This window comes from Pedobacter jejuensis (assembly GCF_003725795.1).
Lineage (GTDB): Bacteria > Bacteroidota > Bacteroidia > Sphingobacteriales > Sphingobacteriaceae > Pedobacter > Pedobacter jejuensis.
On record NZ_RBEE01000004.1, the window covers coordinates 217,128 to 242,743 of the forward strand.

General features: G+C 37.9%; 15 protein-coding genes. 3 read left to right on the forward strand and 12 right to left on the reverse strand.

Annotated elements, in window-relative coordinates; translation table 11 throughout:
* Positions 1-2: 2 nt before the first annotated feature.
* The 3 genes from D7004_RS03495 to uraH are packed head-to-tail and all read left to right on the forward strand — an operon-like array spanning position 3 to position 1,605.
* Positions 3-572 carry a Crp/Fnr family transcriptional regulator gene (locus tag D7004_RS03495; RefSeq protein WP_123204484.1) on the forward strand — a complete coding sequence of 190 codons (570 nt, stop codon included), beginning with the start codon at positions 3-5 and terminating at the stop codon, positions 570-572.
* A gap of 53 nt (positions 573-625) precedes the next feature.
* On the forward strand, positions 626-1,165 hold the full coding sequence (locus D7004_RS03500; RefSeq protein ID WP_208646781.1) for a heme-binding protein: 540 nt from the start codon (positions 626-628) through the stop codon (positions 1,163-1,165).
* A gap of 32 nt (positions 1,166-1,197) precedes the next feature.
* Positions 1,198-1,605 (forward strand): hydroxyisourate hydrolase, encoded by a 408-nt coding sequence (gene uraH, locus D7004_RS03505; protein ID WP_123204485.1) that lies wholly within the window; start codon positions 1,198-1,200, stop codon positions 1,603-1,605.
* A 313-nt stretch (positions 1,606-1,918) separates the two neighbouring features.
* On the opposite strand, the gene D7004_RS03510 is transcribed toward uraH, so the two are convergent.
* The 12 genes from D7004_RS03510 to D7004_RS03570 all read right to left on the reverse strand — a co-directional run bounded on the left by D7004_RS03510 (position 1,919) and on the right by D7004_RS03570 (position 25,197).
* On the reverse strand, positions 1,919-3,400 hold the full coding sequence (locus D7004_RS03510) for a RagB/SusD family nutrient uptake outer membrane protein (RefSeq protein WP_167459397.1): 1,482 nt from the start codon (positions 3,398-3,400) through the stop codon (positions 1,919-1,921).
* Positions 3,401-3,429: 29 nt separating this feature from the next.
* The gene (locus D7004_RS03515) at positions 3,430-6,777 is read right to left on the reverse strand and encodes a TonB-dependent receptor (protein ID WP_208646782.1); all 3,348 of its coding nucleotides are present in this window, start codon (positions 6,775-6,777) and stop codon (positions 3,430-3,432) included.
* A 737-nt stretch (positions 6,778-7,514) separates the two neighbouring features.
* Positions 7,515-8,414, reverse strand: a complete 900-nt coding sequence (locus tag D7004_RS03520; protein ID WP_123204487.1) for an NmrA family NAD(P)-binding protein — start codon at positions 8,412-8,414, stop codon at positions 7,515-7,517.
* Positions 8,415-8,449: 35 nt separating this feature from the next.
* On the reverse strand, positions 8,450-9,388 hold the full coding sequence (locus tag D7004_RS03525; RefSeq protein WP_123204488.1) for an alpha/beta fold hydrolase: 939 nt from the start codon (positions 9,386-9,388) through the stop codon (positions 8,450-8,452).
* A 73-nt stretch (positions 9,389-9,461) separates the two neighbouring features.
* On the reverse strand, positions 9,462-10,025 hold the full coding sequence (locus D7004_RS03530; protein ID WP_123204489.1) for a Crp/Fnr family transcriptional regulator: 564 nt from the start codon (positions 10,023-10,025) through the stop codon (positions 9,462-9,464).
* Between the two features lie 812 nt (positions 10,026-10,837).
* Positions 10,838-12,316: a glycoside hydrolase family 30 protein gene (locus D7004_RS03540; protein WP_123204491.1), complete on the reverse strand. Its 1,479-nt coding sequence runs from the start codon at positions 12,314-12,316 to the stop codon at positions 10,838-10,840.
* 125 nt (positions 12,317-12,441) lie between these two features.
* Positions 12,442-13,614 carry a glycoside hydrolase family 88 protein gene (locus D7004_RS03545; RefSeq protein WP_244214232.1) on the reverse strand — a complete coding sequence of 391 codons (1,173 nt, stop codon included), beginning with the start codon at positions 13,612-13,614 and terminating at the stop codon, positions 12,442-12,444.
* Positions 13,615-13,616: 2 nt separating this feature from the next.
* Positions 13,617-14,810: an alginate lyase family protein gene (locus D7004_RS03550; RefSeq protein WP_123204492.1), complete on the reverse strand. Its 1,194-nt coding sequence runs from the start codon at positions 14,808-14,810 to the stop codon at positions 13,617-13,619.
* A gap of 3 nt (positions 14,811-14,813) precedes the next feature.
* Positions 14,814-17,276 carry a glycoside hydrolase family 2 TIM barrel-domain containing protein gene (locus tag D7004_RS03555; RefSeq protein ID WP_123204493.1) on the reverse strand — a complete coding sequence of 821 codons (2,463 nt, stop codon included), beginning with the start codon at positions 17,274-17,276 and terminating at the stop codon, positions 14,814-14,816.
* Between the two features lie 86 nt (positions 17,277-17,362).
* Positions 17,363-20,002 carry a glycoside hydrolase family 2 TIM barrel-domain containing protein gene (locus D7004_RS03560; RefSeq protein ID WP_123204494.1) on the reverse strand — a complete coding sequence of 880 codons (2,640 nt, stop codon included), beginning with the start codon at positions 20,000-20,002 and terminating at the stop codon, positions 17,363-17,365.
* A gap of 222 nt (positions 20,003-20,224) precedes the next feature.
* Positions 20,225-22,099, reverse strand: coding sequence for a RagB/SusD family nutrient uptake outer membrane protein (locus tag D7004_RS03565; RefSeq protein ID WP_123204587.1), 1,875 nt, complete (start codon positions 22,097-22,099; stop codon positions 20,225-20,227).
* Between the two features lie 11 nt (positions 22,100-22,110).
* Entirely contained in the window at positions 22,111-25,197 is a 3,087-nt protein-coding gene (locus D7004_RS03570; RefSeq protein WP_123204495.1) for a SusC/RagA family TonB-linked outer membrane protein, read from the reverse strand.
* Positions 25,198-25,616 lie beyond the last annotated feature (419 nt).

A 25,616-nucleotide genomic window follows, 5' to 3' on the forward strand; every position in this document is an offset into this window, starting at 1 on the left:
GGATGTTTAAGCTTTTAGAATCTTATATTAAATCCATAACGGAGATTGATGAGCAGAGCCTGAATGTAATCTTTAGTAAGTTCAGCCTGATTAAAGTCCGCCGCAACCAAACATTGGTAGATTACGATGAAGTTTGCAAACACCATTACTTTGTAAACAAAGGTGGCATCAGGGTTTATACAACAAATAGCGAGGGCGTAGAAACTACCCGTTATTTTGCTTTTGAGGGAGAATTCGGCACAGCATTGCCTAGCTTAATTGATCAAAAACCTGCATTTGAATACCTTAAAACTATTGAAAAATCAGAACTGCTAACCATTAGCAGAGCAGATTTCTATTTGTCGGTCGATCAGATTCCAGCATTTGCACTTGTATATCGCCGAATCCTGGAAAAAGGATTTATCATCGCTCAGAAAAGAATATATGGCTTCCAGGGTTTTAGTGCGATGGAAAAAGTAATTTGGATAAAAACCAATCAACCTAACTTTCTACTCAAAGTCTCCAATAAAATGGCTGCATCATACCTCGGGATATCTCCATCTACGCTAAGCAGGATTAAAACTAAGCTTTAAAAACGTTGACTTAGGGCAACGTTTTTAATGTAACGTGAAGCTAACTTTGTATCATGAAATCAATCATACATTTAGCTTTATTCTGTTTTTTAGCGAATACTTCTTTCGCACAGACTAATTATCCTGAGAAAAACACAAAAAATGAAATTCCATCTTCACAGCCATTTATAATACAAAAAGAGGTAATGACCTTACAGGCAGCTATTGAACTTACCAATTTGGCGAGAAAAAAAGCTTCCACATTAGGTAAGGATATTTCAGTTGCAGTTGTGGATGCCGAAGGCCAAACCATTATCATAAGCCGGGGCGACGGTGTAGGGATTCACAATACGGAAGCCGCAAGACGAAAGGCATTCACAGCAGCATCAACAAAAACAGCAACGCTCACTTTATCAAGAAATGCAAAAGCTAATCCAGATACAGAGAACCTCGCAAATTTGCCAGAACTCTTATTGCTTGGAGGAGGAATTCCACTTCTTCATCAAGGCAAGGTGATTGGAGCAATAGGCATAGCAGGTGGTGGAAGCCCCGAGCATGATGACCTTATAGGAAGATCAGTGAGTATTCCACACGCTAATATTATAGCTAAATAGTAAATTCAATTCACATATTAATAAATAAGCACATGAAAAAAATAATTTTAGGTTTGCTATTTAGCTTATCGATAAGCTTAACCTACGCACAAGCACCTGCATATCGCCTATCAAGTCACATACTCGATGTTTCTACCGGACTCCCAGCACAGAATGTAACTGTTAAACTGGAAAAATTAAATGAGACTAATCAAACTTGGGCATCTGTAGATCAAAAGAAAACAGACCAAAATGGCAGGATTAGTAATTTTCTGGAAGAAACGAGGACAGAAAAAGGAATATACAGGTTAACATTTCTTACCGCAGATTATTTTAAATCTAAAAAAACGGAGAGTTTTTATCCTTTCATTGAGGTGGTATTCCAAATCAAAGATGAAAAGCATTACCATGTTCCAATTACTTTATCTCCTTATGGCTATAACACATACAGAGGTAATTAACAGCCTCTGTAAAATCAATTGAGCTTTTAAATTTGAAACATATCCTTCAGGCTTTAAATTTAACCTTAGTATGAACCTATTATCAGGATCATGATTTAGGCGTAGATTTTCGAACTACATAAAAATCGTTTTAAACCCACAGAACAAAGACCCAGTATTGGCGTCCGGTTATGATGTCCGGACGCACTAGCTGAGTAAAACCAAACTAACCAGTTGGAAATATTTTGAAAACTGGATTAAAGTTGCCGATCACAGGTAGAATCCTATAAACCATTGATGCGGCAACTCTAATTTATTTTTTAAAACACATCAATTAATATCCTGGATTTTGAGTTAACAGGTTGTTTAAATTAAGTTCATCCTGTGGTATTGGAAATATTAATCTGTTTGCCGTTACATTAAATGCTAAAGGCGAAATATCAGGACGCGTAGGTTTAAGTTTAGCACCATAAGCATTCATTACCGTAATTGCCTGCCCGGTACGTACCAAATCAAGCCAGCGGTGATTTTCAAAAGCCAACTCTACGCGACGTTCTTTAGCAATCGCTGCCCGTAAATCTGTTTGGCCAGATAGCGCATAAGTTGTAATACCTGCCCTTGTTCTAACCTGATCTAAGTAGGTAATGGCCTCTGCATTTTTACCTTGCTCATTCAAACTTTCTGCTAATAATAAAAGTGCATCCGCATAGCGATAAACTGGCCAGTCGTCATTGGTATTATTGTATTGAAAATGAGGAAGATTTAGATATTTTTTTACATAAAGCTGCTGAACGGTATTGCCAGAACCATCAATATAAGAAGTTGCTATAGATACCGCTTTACGTTTGTCATTTGCTTCGTATGCAGCTATTAAATCTGCAGAAGGAACATTCCATCCACCGGTTGTTTGATTATTACCAACAATACCGGTAAGATTTACGGTTTGACTTGTAGCGGGCAACAACTGATAAACAATACCGTTTTGAAGCCCAAAATTACCTTGCAGATACTGAATTTCAAAGATTGATTCGGCATTGTTTTTATTTGTCGGCAAAAATATAGAAGCATAATCTGGCAAAAGGCTATAACCTAAAGTAGTCACTTCTTTTAATACACGTTCTGCATCGGCATATTGTTTCAAGGTCATGTAAACGTATCCCAATAGCATTTTCGCAGCACCTTTTGCAACCTGACCCTTAACTACAGGTGTGTTGGGCAACAAGTTAGCTGCATCCGTTGCATCGGCAAGAATTTGCTTATAAACATCTGCCTTTGGCGAACGGGGTAATTTTGTCTCCGCAACATTATTTACTTCAGATAAATCTGTTAAATACAACGGAACGTCGCCATAGTATTGAACCAATTCGAAATAATAAAAGGCCCTCAAAAATTCTGCCTGTCCTTTTAAATTACTTTTTAACGTTGCATTAATAGTTGAAGCATCTATACGCCGTAAAACTGCATTCGCACGCGAAATACCTTGATAACAAAACACAAATTTATTTTTTGTATTAAAATTATTTGGTACATCAATAAAGCTGGCAATTTCATATTTCGAAATAAATTGTCCGCCAGATATCGTTGAATTAAACACATAATTGGCATTGTCAGATCGCATTTCGCCCATTACGTAGGCATCATTGTACAATCCTCGTAACGAGGCATAAATACCTGTAACGGCCTGTCTGTAATCGTCTTCAGAAATATAAGATAAGTTTGCAGTAACCCTTGTTTTAGGCTCCAGCTCTAGAAAGCTTTTCTTGCACCCACTGCATACAATCAGTGTTAGTGCAATCATGAGTATTTTCGTTTTCATGTTATTAGTTTTATAAAACATGTTCATGATTATTTAAGGTTTAAGTTAATGCCGAAATTAAAAGTACGCGGAACCGGATAAGTCGTATTATCAATACCCTGAACCAAACCTGTAGAGCTGCCATTATAGCTGTTTACCTCCGGATTTGCGCCATCATATTTAGTAAATACAAAGAGCTGTTGCACGCTCGTATATAGCCTCAGGTTTTTTAGGTATTTGTTCTCTTTAATTGGCAAAGTGTAACCCAAGGTCACATTCTTAATGGTTAAATAACTTCCATCACTAACCCATCTAGAATTGGTATTACGTTCAATAGTATAGGCTCCAGCTTTAGGATGGATGCCGTCTCCTGGATCGGTAACAGATTTCCATCTTCTTGCAACATCTTTTGTTACATTAAACACACCATCTAAATTCTGGATATATTCCAAAGTTCTGTTTTGGATATCATTGCCATAAGAACCAGAAGCTACAATTGTAAAATCAAAATTCTTATAATACAAATTGTTGGTTATACCGAAGGTGAAATCAGGGTTAGGATCACCAATAACGGTTAAATCGTTTAGATCAATCTTTCCATCGCCATTTACATCGGCCATTTTCACAGTACCTACAGCAGAATTTGCGTATTTTGGAGATGAATTAAAATCCTGCTGATCTTTATATACTCCAAGAAATTTATAGCCATAAAATAAACCAATAGGACTACCAACTTGATTAATGGTAGGGTTGTTAGGATCTCCGCGTGGCAATAAACCAACGTATGGATCAACATTAACTACTTTGTTTTTAATAAAGGTGATATTAAAATTTGTCGACCATTTTAATGTTCCAATTAAATTTTGGCTGGTAATGGCAAACTCGTGCCCAGTAAATTTAAACTTGCCTGCGTTTGTAGTAACCGATGAAAACCCCGTTCCTGTAGGTACATCTACATTCAAAAGCATATCTGTCGTTGTCTTATTAAAATAATCATAACTGAAGAATATTCGATTTTTTAATAAGCCTAAATCAAAACCTACATCCAGCTGTTTAGATTTCTCCCATGTTAAACTATTGTTTCCGATGTTGCTTAATGCATAACCTGGAGAAAGGGTGCCGTTATAAGGATAATTAGTTGTGCTTGTGTTAACCAAGTAACTATAATTACCGATATTGAAATTACCGTTTAATCCGTAACCTGCCCTAATTTTTAAATTAGAAACGAAAGTCAGGTTTTTCATAAAATCTTCATCACTAACATTCCAGCCAGCAGAAACAGCAGGGAAATTACCATATTTCACATTCGGACCAAACCTTGATGAGCCATCACGGCGGAAGGAAGCAGATAGAAGGTATTTTCCTTTATAATTATAGTTTAATCTGGATACTAATGATGCTAATGACCATTCTTGAGTATCATAAGTTGGAATAAATTGTGTTGCAGCAGCTAAAGATTGAATCTTATCATTTGGAAAACCGGTTGCATCAACATTGCTATAATCGCTGTGGAATTTTTGCGCCGTGTAACCAACAAGAACATCGAAATTATGATCACCAAATGAACGGGTATAATTTAAAGTATTCTCTGTAAGCCATGAATAATTTACGAAGTTACGCTCTGTAGCACTAGTCAGGTTTGGCGGTGGTGCAAACAAAGCTCCCGCTGTTGATGGACTAAAACGATTATACTGCTGGTTGGTATAATCAATATTAACGCTCGTTTTAAAATTTAAGCCCTTAATAATTTCTACATTTCCAAAAACATTGGATAAAATTCTTCCGGTTCTGGTATCATTTTTCACTTCCTGTGCTACCCTGTACCAATTGGGGTTGGGGAAAAGTCCGGTTGAAGTTGCCGTTAAAGGTAGCGACCCATCTGGATTAATATATGGAGCCAAAGGTGATGTAGCGATTGCACTTTGAATAATACCACCACCAAAAATGTTTCCATCAGTATTTGGTGTATTGTTTGTGGCATAGCTTGGTGCTACATTTAAGCCGATGGTAACCTTATCGTTAAATTTATATTCAGAATTTAAACGAACAGAATAACGTTTATAATCAGAATTGATAAGCACTCCCTTCTGACTAATGTATCCTATAGTTGCAGCCGTACTAAGTTTATCTTTTCCACTGGTTAACGATAAGCTGTAGTTTTGTATTGGTGCAGTTTGTAAAAGCACATCGTACCAGTCGGTACCACCGCCTCGGTATTGAGCTGGGTTTTGATATTCTGCAGGTATACTTGTCGCAGTACCTGCTTTTATTTTATCGCTATACAATTCATTTTGAAATTGAGCAAACTCTTCAGCATTCATCATATCAGGGCGACCTTTTTCTGGTACCGATTGTATGCCATAAAATGCATTTAAACTGATGTTTGATTGCCCGTCTTTAGCCTTTTTGGTTTGAATTAGAAACACTCCATTTGCTGCCCTTGAACCGTATAGTGCAGTAGCAGAAGCATCTTTAAGTACTGAAAAGCTCTCAATTTCATCAGGATTGATGTTGCTAATATCGCCAACAATTGGAAAACCATCTACTACATAAAGTGGTTGACTGCCTCCACCTATTGATAGTGCGCCCCGAATACGAACGGACATACCTTGCCCTGGAACACCACTAGTTTGGTTAATTTGTACACCTGCTATTTTACCTTGCAATTTTTGAGAAAACTGCGTTACTGGTAGGTCTTTTATCTCATTAGCATTCACCGTACTTATGGAACCTGTAACATTAGCCCGTTTCTGCGAACCAAAGGCGACCACTACAACCTCATTTAGAGTACTGCTTTCAGGTTGTAATGCGATGTTTAAAATGGTTCGTTCGCCAACTGTAACGTCTTGCATTGTAAATCCCAGGTATCTAAAGCTAAGTATAGATGATTTACCACTTACACTAATCCTATAGTTACCATTCGCGTCTGATGTTGTACCATTTGTTGTACCTTTTTCGATGATGGAAACACCAACGAGCGGCAAACCTTTTTCATCTTTTACCGACCCTGAAATTGGAATAGCTTGATTTTTTGCACCTGAAATTATTATCAGATTATCACTTTGGAATTCATATTTGAGACTAGTTTTGCGTAACAAAAACTTCATTACTTCATCTATAGAAACATTTTTCATCTCTACCGTATTGTTCTGGAAGTTAGATGTGAACAATTCGTCATGATATAAAAAACGATAATGCGAAATACGCTCGACTTGCTTTAGGGCTTTCTTAAGGGAAACGTTGTTTAAAGAAATATCCATTTTTTGCTGCTCGAAGTCTTTTGAAAAGACTGGTGTTGAAAATGCCAGCGTTAGAATAAGGATAAATTTTAACATAACAATAACCTTAAATAGCACACTGGGCCGCACCACTTTGGTACGGTAATAAAGATTTTTCATACTTTTGTGTTTAGGTTGGTTTATATTTGGTTTTGAAAGGACTGATATGTATGCACATACCTAATTTAAGACGGGGAATGCGCTAACATTTCCCGTTTTTTTTTGTTTTATAAAGCTATTTGTTCATAGGCATGGTTAATAAATGGTTATGTGATTTGACAAGACTTTTTCCATAATACGAACAATAAATTCTATTACTGGATATTTAAAGACGGTTAAATCGCCGATGGCGAAAAGGATGAAACGATAATTTGGTTAGTAAATAAACGACGATGCGTTACAACAACTAAATTAGAAGATAGAGCACTCAAAAAAATATACAATTTGATAATTCTAATACACTATTTGACTTTTTACTAGAATTTCTAAATGCCCTGGTACCTTGTTTTGAAAGTCGAAAGCTTTTTTTAAATGAAATTTGCTTTCTGTGGATGGTTCAGAAACCAAATAATTATGTAGTGGATTGACTACCTTAAAAGAATTATTGCACATTAAAAGCTTATTTATAAAAGTGAGTTCGATTATTAATTTTCCTTCACATTATAAATAAGCTGCTTTTTTTTGTTTACGTCACCCTGAATTTATTTCAGGGTCATATTTGTAGGAAAGATGCTGAAATAAATTCAGCATGACGTGTTGTAGAAGCAATACGGCGATAAACAGCAAAATATTAAGTTTAATATTCGAACTCAGGTTTTTTTGTTTATCGAGCCAATCGCTGATGATTTGAAAACTAGTTATCTTGCTACAAATGACTTTATGTACTCCAAGCTTGGCGTCCAATTAAGGTTATCATAAAGCTGATTCGCCAATTGAGTATGGTGCGTACTAAACATAGAATACATATATTGAGCTTGCTGCCATTTGGCATATAACTCTAATTCTCCTGCGGGATTATCTGTTCTTTGTTTTTTTATAAACTGTGCAAAATCTTCAAGAGTTGAGAGTTGTTGCATCCTGAATTCTTCCCCGGTTGCTTTCTTCACATCCTCCCAAATCATTTTCGGACTAATCTGAAAACTTGCAATCTGTAAATTTCTTGGAGCCTTATCATCTAAAGCTACCTCGGCTGTAAAAGCTGCTGTATTATCCAAGGTAGTGAAATCCAGTTTCCAATCTGATTTTTCTCCCCAATAACTGATGCTCTTATCTTTTAAATTTAAGATTGGTGTATTGTATTTTAGGATATCTGCAAATGCGCCGTTGAAAATAGAAGATGCTTTGATGGAAGTACTATCCAAGTAAGATTTAAATTGTCTTCGCAAGTCAAAATTTCTGTTTTCTCCTGGTACCAAATCGTTATAATCTGTACAAAAATCTGAAGGGATAAACCTCGGTACTTCTGCCTTTATTGCAGCGTCAACCAATCTTTTTTGCAGGTCTATAATCACATCTCCTAGTCCTGCAAGTGCAGAAACTACACAATCAGCACCTTTGTAAGCCTTTGCTATATCATCAATGTTGGCTAAATCTGCTTCAATAACCTTTACACCAATTTTTTCTAGCGCTGCTATTTTTTCAGGGTCGGCAGTGGTTCTTACGATAGCCCTTACTTCGGCATTTCTAGTTATTAATTCACTGCAAATTCTTTTGCCCAAATTACCGGTAGCTCCGGCTACTAAAATTATTTTCTTCATGTTATATCTTATTTCTCGATTAGCAAAATACTTCCTTAAGCACTCAGAAATTTGAGCACCGCATCCACTACTTGTTTGGGCTGCTCTTCAAACAAATAGTGCCCGCTATCTAGTATTCCAATTACGTTTACATCATTTGCAACGTAAGGTAACCCCATTTGCATATAATTGAAACTTACATAGCTTCCAATACCTAGTACAGGCATATTAAGCTTTTGATAGGTTTTTGAATCTTGAATATCCTGCCCAAAACTTTGATACCAACCATTTGATGCCCTGATATTTTCTGTTTCATTATAGGCTGCAGCATATACGGAACGCTCGAAAGTACTCATTTTACTTTCGTCAATCATGACGTACTGGAAAAGCCAGTCCATTAGGTATTGAAAACGACCTTCCAATATCTTTTCAGGCAGTTCTTTTACCTGGTTAAATCCCATCCACCACGCATAAGGCATATTGGCATCCATTTTTTCGTTGAAAGTACCTAGAGCTGGTATCAACGGCATTTGCATCATACCCTCACTCGGGTGTGAACCATCTGCAACAATCAACCTTTCTGTATATTCGGGATAGTTAAAGGCAAAACTCATGGCCACCATCCCACCGATATCATGGCCCATGATGTGCACTTTACCTAAGCCAAGTTGCTTGATCAACTCCAAAACATCTGAGGCCATTGTTTTTTTATCAAAGCCTGCGGCGGGTTTTTCCGAACTGCCCATTCCCCTGATGTCTACAATGATTACACGAAACGATTTGGCGAGCTCCATAGCAATAGGATGATATGAATACCATGTTTGCGGCCATCCGGGCAAGCAAATGAGCGGTAAGCCACTTCCACCATCCACATAATGCAGTTTTATTCCGTTAACGCTTGCGTATCGATTTTCAAAGCCAGGGAAATTTTTAATTAATTCATCATCGGAATATGGGTTTTTATTGTCGCCGATTTGTTCATTCAGTTGAGTCATTTGTTTATTTTTTTATAACTCAAAGGTAAAGGGACATAGGACACGAAAAACTACCAAGTGGTAGAAAATCACATCAGCGTATGTTCTTCCTAATCCTGCTTAATGCATTGGGCGTGATACCAAGAACCGCAGCGAGCTGTTTAATTGGAACTTTCTGCGAGTATTCAGGGTTGTTCATAAATTCCCGGTATCGTTCTTCGGCCGAGAGCGCCTGAAAATTCAGAATCTGATCGATCATTCTTACCGACATTGCTTCCCAGATTTTCCTGCCGAATTCTTCCCAACTGGGTATATGTGCATATAAAAAGTCCATGTCTTTTTTCTCGATTACCACCAGTTCTGTATCCTCGATGGCTTCGATGTTAAACCTGGTTGGCTTTTGAGGGTGGAGACTGGAGATTTCCGTAAAAAATTCATCTTTAAAAGTAATCCAAGTGGTATTTTCATGATCATTCAATTCATAAAAAAATCGTACCCCGCCCGATGCAATGAAAAAATATTGATTGGCAATCTGACCCTTTCTTAAAATAACCTTTCCTTTAACTACTTTTTTTGTGCTACATCTCGATAGCACAAGCTGTAAATCGGAATCAGCTATTGATACGATTGATTTGATGAAGGCAATAAATCTTTCCATTTTTTTAAAGGTCGGCTTTTTTGATGAAAATTGACAAAAGATTCGTTTCAACCCATTTTACGATTTCACCATTTTTCTTAAATATTCTTAGCGAACATTAGGACTTCCCTTTGTAATCATTTCAATGTCGAACTAACCCACATTAATCGAACCTCCTTACCAAAATAATTTTCAATTAATCCCCCTATCTATTAATGAGTTTAATAAAAATTATAAATTATTTAAGAGGGGTCAAGTTAATTCTTGTATCCATCAATTTTCTAATTTTTGATTTCCTAGAAAAATTCTTTCCTGCAAAACCCATGCTGATAATAGAACCAAAAAAAAGGATGCAACCTAGTACCCTAAACCATTTTTCTATCTTTTTGGAACTGAATGATACCGCTTTTTGATCAAGGTTCAGAAAATATTTCAAGTTAACTTTATATAAAAGACACAAACAAATTAAGCTTCCTATGGCCAGGAAATATCCATTAAATTTCCAGTTTAATTGCGCTCCGATGAGAAACAATAGCGTATGGAATAGAAAAAAAATAAAATAAGTTAGGCCATATACCGCTCTATCAATTTTTCCCTGATGGGTGTTCCATATTACCAAGCTTGCAAAACATTTATATATAATATGATAGCACTTAACCATATAAAAACATAAAGCTGATTTCATTTATTTCTGTCTCTTAATTTTTTTATAGCAATGCTTAGTAATATCTGACTAAAATCAGCTTCTGCTAAAAAAATCGAAAATCTACAAATTCAAAATAGATATAATGACTATTACACCATTTAAAATCTAAACTAAGCCTTAAATCAGTCTATTCAACAACTAACGTGGCAATCGAGTGCGGCAAGCTTGTGGTTGTGGCTGCCTGACCTTTTATCCATAAGCTATACTTAATTTTTTCATCTGATTGATTCATCACAACGACAACAAGTTTCCCATCTGTATTCAAAAAAGAGGTTGTTTGCAATAGATCACGACTGGATCCTGTGGCAATTCTTCTAGCTCCTGGACGAATGAATTTTGAAAAATGCCCCATGTAATAGTAGGCGTTGGTGTAGATTAATTTATCCTTCTTAGTATCGGCATGAACCGGGGCAAAACAAAAATTCCCTACATGGTTTGGTCCACCGTTTTCATCTAAAAGAATATTCCAGTCCGTCCACGCTGCAGTTCCTGCGTTAAAGTCATTGATCATCGAATAACCATAACGCTCGCCTAAAGTCCAATCATCTAACTTTTTTACATCATACTTTTCTTTACATCCCTCGGTAAAAATTAGCGCTTTATCCGGAAAAGCTTCATGTGTCTGCCGAACATTTCCAAACTGCATGTCACTTCCGGTCCAGGTTTCATACCAGTGGAAGCCAATACCCCAAACGTATTTCGCTGCATCTTTATCATTTAAAATGGTCGTTGCTCTTTGGAAAATTTGATCGCGGTTATGATCCCATGCAATCAATTTCTTAGAAGACAAACCTGATTTTTGCAGTGTAGAACCTAAGAAGTTTTTTATAAAATCACGCTCCTCTTCTGCAGTATACACACAGGATTCCCATCTCTGCTTAGCCATCGGCTCGTTTTGAACAGATAGACCCCAAACTGGAATGCCCATCGCTTCGTAAGTTTTAATAAATTTAACATAATGATTCGCCCAACTCTGGCGGTATTCGGGTAATAAGTGTCCTCCATTAATCAGACTGTTATTGTCTTTCATCCAGGCAGGTGGCGACCAAGGACTTACATATAATGATAATTTACCTCCGGCAGCCGCAGTTGCCATTTTAATTAAGGGAATTTTAAACTCCTTATCGTGAGCAACGCTAAAGGTTTTTAAATCTTTGTCATTATCCTGAACATAAGTATAACTTCCGCTGGAGAAATCACAGCTCGCAATATTTGTACGGGCCAAGGTGTAACCGATACCTTTATCTTTATCGTAATAGGCTGTAAGCAATTCTTGTTGGTTTTGCCTGGAAAGTTTGGCAAAGGTTTCAGCAGAGGCATCAGTCAATGCTCCGCCAATACCTACCAAAGTTTGATATCTGATGTTCGGATCTACGAAAATTGTTGGTTCCGTTTCAAAGGGCTGTTTATTTTCTACGAAACTTAATGTTTCAGTTTTGCTGATGCGATAGTCAGATTTGTTAGCTGTGGTGTAAACTACAACTTTTTTATTTCCAAGCACATATCCCTGAGGAGATTTACCAGCTACTGCAGCACTTTTTTTGTTTTGTGCCACTGCAGCAAATGTGGTCGCAAAAAGCAATAGGAGACTTATATATTTTTTCATTATACGTTAAATGTTTATATGCTTAATGTATTTCTTGATAATGTGTGTGTTAGGGAATCATTTCTTGCCGCATTGCAAGCAAAAATAGTGTGCACAATAAGGAGAAAACCAATAATTTCATCATATTATTTACTCCTCAAAAGCGCTTCAAGATAATAATAATCAGCATAATTTATGGGTACATCAATTTCTGATTTTGCCGGAAGATGCCCGGTACTGTGCTCGAGAATAAAGCCAAAATTATTACCAATTGTACTGGTATATTTAGAGCTGAGGTTGTATAAAATTTTATCAGCGGCAGCTTTATATTTTTTTCCATTGACACTGTATTTTGCGAGCTCATAAAGTGCAGAAGCGGTGATTGCTGCAGCGGAAGCATCTTTACGAGCATTTGGAATACCAGGGTCATTGTAATCCCAATACGGAATACCGTCTGCCGGTGTAATTTTATTATTTAATATAAAACCTGCAATTCCATCTGCCTGAGATAAGTATTTATTGTTTTTTGTTTCGCGAAAACATAGTGTGTATCCATATAAAGCCCATGCCTGCCCACGGGCCCATGCCGATTCGTTTGCATAACCCTGTGCAGTTATTTTCTGAAGTATATTCCCGGCTTTAAGTGTATCATAATCAACTACGTGATAAGAACTAAAATCCGGACGGAAGTGGTTTTTTATGGTGTTATCTGCATGAGACACAGCGATTTTATAAAAGGATGAATCACCCGTCATTTTCGTCGCTTCAAATAGCAATTCAAGATTCATCATATTATCGATAATTACCGGATATTTCCATTTATCACCATTATGATCCCATGATTTTAGCACACCTGCAGTTTTGTTAAATCTGGTAGAAAGCGATTTAGCCGCCTGAATGATAACGTCTTTGTATGCAGTATCTTTTGTTAAGCGATAGCCGTTTCCAAACGGGCAGTAAATCATAAAACCCAAATCGTGAGTACCGCGATTGTATTGTTCTTTCTTGATATCTGCAGTATATTTTTTGGCAAGATTAAGCCACTTTTTATCTTTTGTGTATTCATAAAAATACCACAGTTCTGCCGGAAAAAATCCACTTGTCCAATCTCTTGAAACCACCATTTTAAACTGTCCTTTTTCAACAGTTCTTGGAGATACCAGATTGGGTTTTAACAAACGGGCTGAATCAACATTTTTAACCAAAACATCAGTTTGTTTTGCTGCTGCAGCAAAAGCTTCTTTAACGTTAACTTTTTGAGCATTTGCTGAGCCAGCTAATACCATACAACATAACGTTATCTTAATTTTTAAATTCATTTTTATAACCATATTAAAGGGTTGCGAATGGGTAAATTTCTAATGACTTCTTCTACCTGAGGTGCATGGTCTAGTTTTTCCCAGGTAGAATACCATTCATGCTGATTGAACTGAACTGCTCCAAAAATTAAAAAGGGCTGTGCAACAGGCCAGTTTTCCCAATACATTACATCGGCTTTTAAAGGCCATTTACTTTTATCTGAAATATAAGGATAAAGATAATCCAAACCTTTACGGATTGATTTTCCATCTGCTGTTTCAAATTTCCATAAATTATCTTTAGGCGTAGATAAAATCTGGCAAAGCATTGTCATGGCATCCAGATTAAAGATGGAATATCCATAGGGTTTCGTTCTGACTGTTTCCAATGGAAAACTTCCATCTGTACCCATTTGATTGGGCAATAAGATTGTTTTATAGCTCGTTCTCAACGAATCCAGCATAGCCTCGTCTTTACATAATTTAGCGAAAGATGCCACTTGCATTGCCCAGCATGTGGCATGATTATTTTTAACTGTTTTTTCCTGTATGCCTGGTTTTGAAGTATTCAGCCAAATTAAATAGTCGGCAAACCATTTCTTAATTCCTTTTAAGCTTGTCTTATCAAATGACTTGGCATTCTCCATCACCAAGGCTCCTTGCGCAACCTCCATTAAATGAATGGTATCGATAATACCATAATTACGTCCGGTAAATTTGCCTTTTACCGCTTGAGCGAAAAGTAGGTTTGGATTCATTAAGGTTTCAGAATTGATAAACCAGGCCTGAAAATGTTTTAGGGCATGTTTAACATAACTTTCATTGCCTGTTATTTTATAGGCCGACGCCAATGCACCGATGATTTTACTGAAACGAATCATAGCCTTCCTATGCGCAACAAAATTATCCGGGTTTGTTAATCCATCTCTGTTGATGTAAGGTCCATCCGGATTTTTGGGGTCGGGCCAGAAGTAATCTGCTTCCGAAAAAAAATCATGTTTGCCGCCAGCACTCCTAGGCGAAGATGATGCCGTAATGGTAATAGGCTCTTGTTCCATTGCCCATTTTGCCTGGTTTAAAATTTGCTTTGTAAGTAAAATGCTCGCTTTCTTTTTGAAATCTGCATGTACATTTTCCAAATCTATAACGGTATTAGAAAATGAACTTAATGCTAGATAAAAAAAAGTTGAGATTAAAATTATTGATATCTTTTTCATGATCTACAAGGTTATGAAAACAGTTGGGATGCTATCAGATTTTACAGAAGCTACGCTTTTGCCTTTATTTAATTTTACTTTGATAATTGCCCTGCCGTTATAAGCCTGCACTTTCCTCGATCCGGACGATGTGCCCAAATCATCAATTAATTTCCCATCACCCGTTAAGCCAAAATTTATCCAGTTAATTGCATCCAGGCACTGTATGCCAGCTTCATCAAAAAGCTTGACCTCCAGGGTTGCAACATCTGCCTCCTCATTTATTTTAGTCAATGTCATTTTAGTGGGTTTAGTCCATTTCTCTGTTTGATAGTTAAATCTTATTTCATCGGTTACTATAACCTTACCTTTTTTAGCTATTACTGTAACAGTGTTTTTCCCTTTGAGAAACGGAAGATTCCAACGTAAACCCGCAGCGGGAAAATCCTGGCTGTTTCTTTTCTTTACCCCAAAGCTTTTTCCGTTCAGAAATAGTTCTGCGTCCGTACAGTTAGCATAAACTTTTACCATTTTTTCCTCTCCTTCATCACCCCAGCGTACTGGCCAGCTATGCCCATAAATATGAACCATTGGTTTATCAGTCCAATACGATTGAAAAACATAATAGGCCTCCTTTTTAGTGAAATCTCTTTCTACAACTCCCTTTTGGTTCATGTAAGGCACCGGATTATCTGGACGAACAGGGGTAGAAAAATCTTTGAATGGCCAGTATGCCGAGCCACTTAGCCAAGGCATATTTTCCTGTTCTTTAAGGTGCCAATCAATTAAATTGGTGATGTACGATTCACTCCAATCACCATCTTTGGATATTCTTGCGGCACCACCAAATAATGATGCATCACCTGCCCGCTCATCTGCGCTGTCACCGGTTTTGATTTTACTCAGGGCTTTATCAGGATTTTCTGAATGGCGCATGGCATGGCTATCCCCTCCCCATTCTACGTGTAAAAAGCGCTTAACCTTTGAAAATTCATCTTCAGAAACCTTTTTATAATCGGTATAGGCACCACGGTACCAACCCGCCCAGATGGATGGAGAATATACATCAACGATATCGGCACAAAAATCGCATCTCCGGATTGCAGTGTACCTGGATGAATCCAATTTATGAGAGCGTCCATTAAGTTCTTTCATAAAAGTTCTGATTTTTTCTTTATCAAATTCAGCAAAATCTCCCGGCCAATCGTTTTCATTTCCCAAGCCCCAGATAATGATGGAGGGATGGTTATAATGTTGCTCAATCATATTTGTAAGCATGTTTCTGGCTTGTTGTTTATAGGTTTCGCCACCTAAACCGCCCCGACACCAGGGGATTTCTTCCCAAACCAAAATGCCCAAACTATCACAAAGGTTTAACACAATTCTCGATTGCTGATAATGCCCCAATCGGATAAAATTCACCCCCATATCCTTCATCATCTGCATCTCAGTGCGAATCATTTCCTCGCTCATTGCTGCCGCAACGCCTGCATGGTCTTCGTGCCGATGGGTACCACGCAAAAGCAAACGATTTCCATTTAAATTGAAAGGACCTTTCTCTACAAAATTGATGTTTCTAAAACCTATTTTATCTTCACTTTTATAACTGCCAGTGGATGAAACGAGGTCATATTGCAAGCGATACTGCAAGGGTTTATCGGTCGACCATAATTGCGGTTTATTGATTTGCAAGCTCCATAACTCCGTATCGCCATTTAAGTTACTAAGCTTTTTTTCCTGCTGTGCAACAACCTTTCCTTTTGGGTCGATTAATTTAAGATGGATAGTAGCATCTTTTAGCCCTGTAGGATTGTAAAATCTTCCGCTCACATTTAATTTACTCAATTTTCCTAGCGCATCCACTTCGGCTTTAGCAAACATTTTATCTACTGATAATGGTGGTACATAAACCAGGTTTAAATAGCGGTAAATTCCTCCATAAACATTAAAATCAGATAAATCTGAGGGAATCATTTCCAAATCTCTTGAGTTATCCGTACGGATGGAAACCGGCACCTGCCCTTTAAACTGCTTTTGGTAAACTTCCTCTTTTTGAAATGCGGCAACCGCATCCGTTATGTCAACTGTCCATTCATCGTAACCACCTAGATGAGTTGCAACTTTTGTAGTATATACATAAACTTCTGTTTTTTGACCAGCACCTTCGAAATGTAAAATGGTTCTACCATTTTGATAAGGATTTTCGATTTTGAGCTTGGTGCGGTACCAGGCGGGTCCTTGATAATAATTCACATCAGGATCTACTGCATCTGTAGCATTAACGCAATGTGGTAAATTTACATTTTCCCATAGTGGAACGGATTCAGGATTACCCAATCCTACGGGACGGACAGCTTCCCAGATACCTCCTAAATCCTGTTTAAGAAATTCCCAACCAGCATTTAACCGGATTGATTTTTGTGCAAATACGATATTGTATGACAGCAAGAAACTAAGAACAAGAAGATATTTGGCTATTTTTTTCATACCTAAAAATAAATTAATTGCATTTTTTTGCTGGCTGGCAATGCATAAACCATCTAATCAACTAGATTCTACAAAGCTTAAATTTACTAGTAAACCTTTTTCAGCTGAATAGCATTTAATATAGGTTTTCCCTCAATTGCATTAAAATCAATCGTAATTCCTTTTCCACTGGTTACAGTAATCCTTGTTTTCTTTTGAACTGCCCTGGTATAACCAAAATCTTTCGCCAGGTTTATATTTTCCATAAAGGGTGTTTCATTAATGCTCACGCTGAAAACTCTGTTTTCTACCGCTTCGGTTTTATGATTGTTATCCAGGTTGTAAGCCAGAGCTTCTTTAGTCTCTCCACCAACCAATTCAGCGAAGTGAAGCGATATATCATATTCACCATCAGGAACATCAAATTTAAATTGCTTAATGCCAACCTGCTGTGTTTGGTAAACCGGATCATTCTCGGTTCCTAATATGTTTTTGTCGCTCCCGTAACTGATTCTGTTATTTGTACCTTTAAAAGGTTCTCCACCTACATATCCCCAGGATCCTTTTTTATAGATCTGATCTGGCATCCAAATTTCATGCGTTTGATTATCGATATAATATCTTTTAGCACCTAAAAGGATATTCATATCTTTAAACGGAACCTGACCCCTAAATTGAAATGGCTGCAATTGAAAATGAATATCTGCCTGATCGCTCTCGTCACCAGAAACAACTCTAATCTGGTTTATGCCATCTGCAAACGGCACTTTCCATTCAATAATGTGATCTACTGCTTCTTTTACACCCAAGCTTTTTCCATTCAAATACAATTCAGCCAACTTCAAATTGGTAGCCACCTGTATATTCTGCGTACTTATCAATTTTCCCGAATCTGCTAAGGCAGTTCGTTCTTTCCATTGCGACGAAGCAATTTTTAAATATGGTTTTTGGAGTAAATACCCCTGGTATAAAAAGTAAGTATCTTTAGGCTGCCGTGCAATAGTAAGCAAACCTTTATTGTTGATGTGAGGCATGGTTTCTTCGCGGGTTTCCGAATTAAAGTCTGCTAAATTCCAGGCCATCCCTCCGGCTACAAATGGCCTGCTTAACATAGCGTTTAAATAAACCTGATGAAATTTCATCGCATATTCAACGCTTTTATCAAAGCGAACTGGATGGTTTGTCCTAATCCGGGGGTCAGCATCTGCGCCGTATTCAGTAACCATAAAAGGTGTATTTGGAAGTTCTTTATGGTGTTTATCTAAAAATTTAGCAAAATCTTCAGGTGCACCAGAGTACCAGCCTGAATATAAATTCCAGCCAACAATCATTGGGATTTTAGTTAAACCAACTTTATTATAAATATCCCATGCACCATGATTTACCAGTAAGGTATAACGAGATGGGTCTAATTTCCGCGTCAAACTATCCAGCTTTTGGGCGAGTTCCCGAACGTGATCAAAATAAATCTGCTGTCGGGGTTTATCATTTGAAAACTTCAAACGCAGCAAAATTTCGTTCATATATGCCCAGATGACCACACTGGGGTGATTGAAATTTTGGGCGATCATCTCCGTTTGCATGTTCAAACAGTTGTTCGTGAAGGCTTCTGATTCGGTAATGGTATTAACTACGGGAATTTCTACAGAGGCTAAAATTCCAAGCCTGTCGCAAGCTTCCAGAATCAGCGGATCCTGAGGATAGTGTGCTACCCGTAAAAAATTCCCTCCCATGGCTTTTAGCAATTCTACATCCTTTATCTGAAGTGCATCAGGCGTAGCATTGCCTAAATTTTCATAATCCTGGTGGCGACTAGCGCCCATTAGCTTCATTGATTTGCCATTCAGGAAAAAACCTTCATTGGCATCGAATCTGAACCAGCGAAAACCTAAGGGATTAGAAACCTGGTCAATTACTTCACCCGATTTTGTATCGATAATTTTGGTAATTACACGGTATAGATATGGGTTTTGTGGCGACCAAAGCAATGGACTTTTAATGGATTTTAAATCCTGAACAATTGATTTTTTTTCTCCTCTTATCACTGATATTGTTGATGACCCTGAGCTTACCTGTTCTCCGTTGGCATTATAAATGCTATTGATTATTTTAATCTTCTTATCAAAAGCAGATGAATTTTCTACAACACCATTCACCTGAACACTTGCTGATAAGGTTGAAACCTCTGGGGTGGTGATGAAAATCCCGGAGCTTCCATTTTCTTTTTGAGAAAAATGAACGGGACTGGTAATAAGCAAACTTACATTTCGATAGATTCCGCCAAAAAAGGTAAAATCAGCAGTTAGTGGAGGAATATCTTCGTTAAAACGGTTATTCACCCTTACTTCTACCACATCCTCTTTATAATTTAAAAATGCAGAAATCGGAACGATAAATTTAGTGTAGCTCCCAATGTGTTTCCCGGCAGATTTACCATTGATGAGCACTTCTGATTCTTGCGCAACGCCATTAAAAACTAGAAAAACAGCTCTTTCTTTTACCGAATCATCTAGTTTTAACTTTCTTTTATAAATACCAACACCACGGTAATATCCAGGAACATCGTCAAGCACATCTTTATCGTTCCAGGTATGCGGCAGAGTAACTTTTTCTATTTGAGCATCTGGTTTATGAAATTCCCATTGGTCATTTAAACTTATAGTTTCTCTTCCTGTGCGCTGTGCAGCACAATTGTAACCAGAAATAATGACTATCCATATCCATAAAAGTGATTTGTGCTTCAACATATCTTAATTCGTATCCTTTAATCTAAACTCTTGTTCAAACTTAATGTTGCCAGGCCAAGCCGCTTGCAGTTCAAAATCCCAAGCTTCTTTTTTCTTATTAACTTATGTATGTACTTTAAAGGTTTTGGTTTCATCCGGATCAGGGAAAAAAGCAGTCCTTGCTTAAGGGACTGCCCATTCTAACCAAAACCATGTACAACTTAGCATGGTCTTTATCGGGTATTAAGGTAATTTATCTAATGCAGGTACATTCTGATCATATCCTGCATAGCCCTTATTCTGATTGATTCTTCCTTCCGTATTAAACCGTTGCGCACTTGCCGGAACAGGCCACAACACGTGGTAAGGTGCAATCTTGTAGTTTACACCTTGTAATGTTGGCACCTGGTTTTTATAAAAATCATTTTTTTCTATAATCCTGTCGTACATAAAATTGTTATCAGAAAAAGTAGCCAGGCTATAACTCTTACCATTATAGGCAGGCTTACCTGTTTGTGCGAAAATATATGCAATGCGGGTAAGTTCTGTTTTACGAGGTTCTTCCCAATACAATTCACGGGCACGTTCATCTAAAATAGTTCCTATTGTTATTTGTGAGGCGTTAGTTAACAGCGTTGCATTGGCCCGGCTTCTTACTACGTTCAAGTCTGCCATAGCCAATCCAAGTTCACCCTTCCAATAGTAAGCTTCTGCCCTAAGCAAATAGGTTTCTGCCAAACGAAATACATACCAATCGGTATTCGTTCCGCGTGGCGGTGTCCAGTATGGGTCATTTGCTAAAGCGTTGGTCGAATTGATGAAAACCTTATAATGTGGCCATCCAAACCAGTGACGAATGGTATCAAGTGCACCATTTGTAAAACGTTGTTTGATATTTGCATCCGAATACATTTGCAAAGGCTGACCATATAAGGCTCTGTCAGCAGCATTTGTTGAGGTTTTCAATGCCGGGTTATTGTACACTAAATCTGTCATATCCATCCACATGCCTTTTGCATGTCGGTAATCGGTATTATCCGTCCAGATGTATTTTGTACTGTAAGGCGTACCTCGGTAGCGGCCAATTCCTCTGCCGTACATTCTGGTCAGTGGAATTTCTGCAGTAACCAAATCGACAATTGCAGTCGCTCCTGATGGGGTTTTTACGTTTGCAAAATGCCATGCCGGAACGGTGTTTCTCATCAGCTGTGAACCTAGGGCTGTAAAACCGGCAAAAGCTTCTCTATCAATCACTAAAAACAATGCTTCTCTATTGGTAGTGAGCGATTTATTATCCATTCGGTGCAAATCCCAAATCACATTTTTTGTTAAATCAGAAGCAGTGCTCCCAAAGCGGGTGGTCATCATACCGTATTTTCCACCTGAAATTACATTAGAAGCTGAAGCAATTGCATCATCAAATTTACCAAGTGCCAGGTTTACTTTAGTGAGCAAATGGCTAACAGCACCTTTTGTTACATCGCCCTTATTGCCTCCATCAGTAACCCAGGTTTGTGCAAATTCAAGATCTGTTTTCATTTTACCCAGGATGACTTCTCTCTTTGTGGAATAAAAATTTGCTTTTGGAAATTCCAAATCGTTCAAAAGCAACGGTACATCACCAAATTGATGAACAAGCCTGTAGTAATAATATGCCCGGTAGAAATATGCTGAACCTAAAATCAGATTTTTTTCAGCTTCAGACGCATATGTTGGTTTATCAATGTTTGAAATGATGGTGTTGGCTTGGCGTACCGCGACAAATTCATTATCCCAGTACCAACCAATTTTGTTGAAGTCATCACTATTTAGATTGGCATCCGGAGTAATTCTGGAAATTAAATCCTGTGCAGGCGTGTTTTTATCGGTTGTTCCATCTACAGCAACATCTGAAAAAATCGATTCCGTTAGTAGTGGAGCAGAATCGCCAAAAAACTCTCTTCGCGTCGCCAATCCAAGACCATTAAGTGCGGCTTTCATTGCGGTAAGGTTGTTTAAATTCTCTGGTGCATAAGCGGAGAGTTGTTCTGAATCCAGGTATGCTTTTTTACATCCTGCAAAGCCCAATAATGCAGCAAAAGCAAATGGGATGAATATATTTTGATTTATTTTTTTCATTTTCATTTAAGTTATAAATTAACATTAAGACCTAAAGTGTAGTATCTTGGCGTAGGGCCATTATTTTGCGGATCCCAGAATGTCCATGTTGGTGCATAGTAGCCTGCATTATTTACATTGGCATAAATTTTAGCGCTTTTTACACGAAGCTTAGTAAGCAAATTTGACGGTACCGAATAAGATACCGCTACTGTGTTTAAGCGTATGAAAGAATTATCCCAATACACATTGTAGCTTGTACCGCTCGAACCAGAATTTAGTCTGGCGTAATCGTTTATTGGGTTTGCGGGCGTCCAATATGGCAAAACATACGATGATGAGCGGGCAAAACCTACGCTACCAGGTTGGTTTTTTGCCGAGTTGTATTGTTTAAGCTGGCCCCAGTTGGCAAGTAATTGAAATGAAAAATCAAAATTTTTGAAAATATTGAATTCATTTCTTATCGCGAAGAAATAGCGTGGTGTACGGTAACCTAAAAACTTCTTATCATTATCAGAATAGGCATAATCTCCATCAACATCTTCCAATTTAAAATCGCCGGGTTTAATGGCTGCCTTTGTAAATTTTGCCGCTTCGGCCAATTCACTTTGCTGCCATACACCCTGAATGTTATAATCCCATATGATGTCGATATCTTTACCTATAAACCATCCATTACCAGGATCGTCTGTTGGCAAAGCAAGGGCAACAATTTTATTTCTGTTGAAGGAAAAATTGAAATTGGTATTCCATTTAATAGGACCATCAACAATATTTTTACTATTCAGGTTCAGCTCTCCTCCACGATTATTGATACGGGCAAGGTTTGAATAAACATTAGAATAGCCACTCACATTCGGCAGTGTCTGTCTAACCAATAAATCACTTGTTTTCTTGTTATAGGCATCAATGGAGCCGCTAATGCGATCGTTAAAAATTGAAAAATCCAACCCGGCATTCATCGCTGTGGTTTCTTCCCACTTTAAGTCTGAATTGGCCATTTTTGCCCCAATCTGAACGGTGTTCACATCTGAGGCGGCACCACTACCGTTTACGGTTTGGTATTTACCACTCGTTAGTTGAGCAAGTGCAGCATAGGGATCAACAGTTCCATTATCAGGGTTGCGTAAATCACGGTTACCATTTATACCATACGACAAACGAAGTTTACCGTAGCCTAACCATTTCTGATTTTTCATAAAGGCTTCATCAGTAAATACCCAAGCTAATGCTGCTGCCGGGAATGTAGCCCGTTTGAAGTTGACTCCAAAAACAGAATAACCATCTCTACGAACCGAAAGGGTTAATATATAACGGCTCAATAAACTATAATTTATTCTTGCCATCAATGCATCTCCTGTATATACTTTATCTTCACTATTTGTTACGGGTTTAATTCCGCTCGAAAGGTTATGATAACTTAGTACATCACTTGGAACGAAGCCTTCATTTGAAGCTTGTGTCCACCATGTCTGGTATTTTTCAGCATTTGCCAATAGTGTTACATCCACGTTATGAATGTTGGCGAAGGTTTTATTCCATTTAAGTAAATTATCCACCTGCCAGTTGTAGCGTGTTTCGTTGGCACGTGTTGCAGATCCTCCTGGAGTTACTACATCCGGATTTCTGGAAGATCGATAATCGAACGTTCTGTAGAAATCCAGACCTGGACTAAAATTCAATTGATAGGTAATTCCGAAAGGCAATTTTACACGACCATAAACGCTTGCAAAAATTGTATTCTGCTTATTCATGCGTTCATTGTATGTCATACTTAAAAAAGGGTTTCTGGCATTTAAACCGCTATCATCTGTTGGAATGCGCCTTAATTGTCCGTTTGGAAGGTATTTATCTCCGTATGGTGACAAGTTTAATATTTGCGTCCAGTCTGCCTCGGTTGATCCATCTCCCGTTCTGGCCTCATCTCTATCAGCGAATTGGACATTCATACCCAGGGTTAACCATTTCGCTGCTTCGCCTTCAAGATTTATCCTTCCCCTGATTGCGGTATAATCACCACCTTCTATAACATTTTGGTTTTTCTGGTAGTTTAAAGACATATAGTAGGTAACTTCCTGCTTCTTACCGCTTAAAGAAAGGGTATGATCCTGACGGAAACCGGTTCTAAAGATATCATCATACCAGTTAACTGTTTTTCCGGCCAGATAATTTGCCTTCTCATTTGCAACCAGGCCAAGTCTGTTAAGCCATAAATCAACAGGATCACCGGTTTGCCCATTCAACCATTGGGTGAGGTTAACGCCTTCAGGAAGATTTCTTGGATCGGTATACAAATAATCTGGGGTTGTGGCGCCGCTACGCAACACATCACCTCTCCATGCCAAAAATGCTTCATCCTGGTAAGGTCGCATGTTTTTAGCAACCTGGGCAAGACCAACATTGGTATTAAAAGTAATTGTTGGAGATTCACCTCTACCCTTTTTAGTCGTTATTGCAATAACTCCTGTTGCAGCTTTAGCACCGTAAACCGCAAGAGAACTTGCATCTTTTAAAACGTCTATTCCATCAATATCATTTGGATTAATATCAGCAAGCTGCCCATTGTAAATTACACCATCCAAAACAATAAGTGGTGAGGTTCCTGCGCTTAAAGTCGACTTCCCCCTTACCAATAGGTCTCCGCCACCCTTGGCACTTGAACTCAATCCAACAGACAGGCCCGGAATATTACCTTTCAATACATCGGCTATACTTTGTGGATTTTCATTTTCAAGCTGGGTTGCTTTAACGCTGGAAATGGCGCCGGTAGCATCGCGTTTTGTAGTGGTTCCATAGCCTATTACGACAACATCAGTTAGGCTTCTGGATTCTTCAGCCAAAGTAACAGAAATGCTTGTTCTCTGACCAACTGAAATCTCTTGCGTGGTAAATCCTAGAGCAGAAAAAACAAGCGTTGCATTAGGTGGAACAGCTATCAAAAAACTTCCGTCAGCTCCTGTAGATACTGCAATTTGAGCATTCTTAACTTTTACCGAAATGCCTGGCATGCCTGCCCCGGATTTGTCTTTTACAGTTCCTTTTATAGATATGCTCTGTCCAAAACATAGCGTAAATACAAAGCAAACCAATGCAATTAGTAGGGTAATGGTTTTTCTCATCTTATATTTGGTTTAGAATAATTGGATAATACAAACCTATTCTAAATATTCCATTTTCCAAACAAAAATAAATCATAACTACCTATAAAATAGATAGTTATATAACTTTATAATACGATATAGCAACAATGGTATCTCCTTAAAAAAGCACTCTACCCGTTCCATTTCAACTATGCTTAATTTTTATTAATACGGCTGAGCAACATTTATTATTTGGTGATTTTTTTTCAGCCTATCAGTTCTATGCCGTTTTTGGAGTGCTTATGCTATATCAATCATGCAGAAAAACAAGCATAGCTGGTTGACTTGATTTGCTCAACTATCAACTAGAATTTAAAAACAGTACGAGGAAAGAGGGCAAAATGCCAGAGAAAAATGTGCAATCGAATATTTTGTTTCTACGTGAATGAAAACGTTAA

Excerpts from the sequence above, each read along its gene's own strand:
- D7004_RS03510 (WP_167459397.1), bottom strand. The coding sequence starts at position 3,400 with ATGAAAACGAAAATACTCATGATTGCACTAACACTGATTGTATGCAGT.
- D7004_RS03495 (WP_123204484.1), top strand. The coding sequence starts at position 3 with ATGTTTAAGCTTTTAGAATCTTATATTAAATCCATAACGGAGATTGAT.
- D7004_RS03515 (WP_208646782.1), bottom strand. The coding sequence starts at position 6,777 with ATGAAAAATCTTTATTACCGTACCAAAGTGGTGCGGCCCAGTGTGCTA.
- D7004_RS03550 (WP_123204492.1), bottom strand. The coding sequence starts at position 14,810 with ATGAAAAAGATATCAATAATTTTAATCTCAACTTTTTTTTATCTAGCA.
- D7004_RS03545 (WP_244214232.1), bottom strand. The coding sequence starts at position 13,614 with ATGAATTTAAAAATTAAGATAACGTTATGTTGTATGGTATTAGCTGGC.
- D7004_RS03570 (WP_123204495.1), bottom strand. The coding sequence starts at position 25,197 with ATGAGAAAAACCATTACCCTACTAATTGCATTGGTTTGCTTTGTATTT.
- uraH (WP_123204485.1), top strand. The coding sequence starts at position 1,198 with ATGAAAAAAATAATTTTAGGTTTGCTATTTAGCTTATCGATAAGCTTA.
- D7004_RS03565 (WP_123204587.1), bottom strand. The coding sequence starts at position 22,099 with ATGAAAAAAATAAATCAAAATATATTCATCCCATTTGCTTTTGCTGCA.
- D7004_RS03500 (WP_208646781.1), top strand. The coding sequence starts at position 626 with ATGAAATCAATCATACATTTAGCTTTATTCTGTTTTTTAGCGAATACT.
- D7004_RS03540 (WP_123204491.1), bottom strand. The coding sequence starts at position 12,316 with ATGAAAAAATATATAAGTCTCCTATTGCTTTTTGCGACCACATTTGCT.
- D7004_RS03560 (WP_123204494.1), bottom strand. The coding sequence starts at position 20,002 with ATGTTGAAGCACAAATCACTTTTATGGATATGGATAGTCATTATTTCT.
- D7004_RS03530 (WP_123204489.1), bottom strand. The coding sequence starts at position 10,025 with ATGGAAAGATTTATTGCCTTCATCAAATCAATCGTATCAATAGCTGAT.
- D7004_RS03520 (WP_123204487.1), bottom strand. The coding sequence starts at position 8,414 with ATGAAGAAAATAATTTTAGTAGCCGGAGCTACCGGTAATTTGGGCAAA.
- D7004_RS03555 (WP_123204493.1), bottom strand. The coding sequence starts at position 17,276 with ATGAAAAAAATAGCCAAATATCTTCTTGTTCTTAGTTTCTTGCTGTCA.
- D7004_RS03525 (WP_123204488.1), bottom strand. The coding sequence starts at position 9,388 with ATGACTCAACTGAATGAACAAATCGGCGACAATAAAAACCCATATTCC.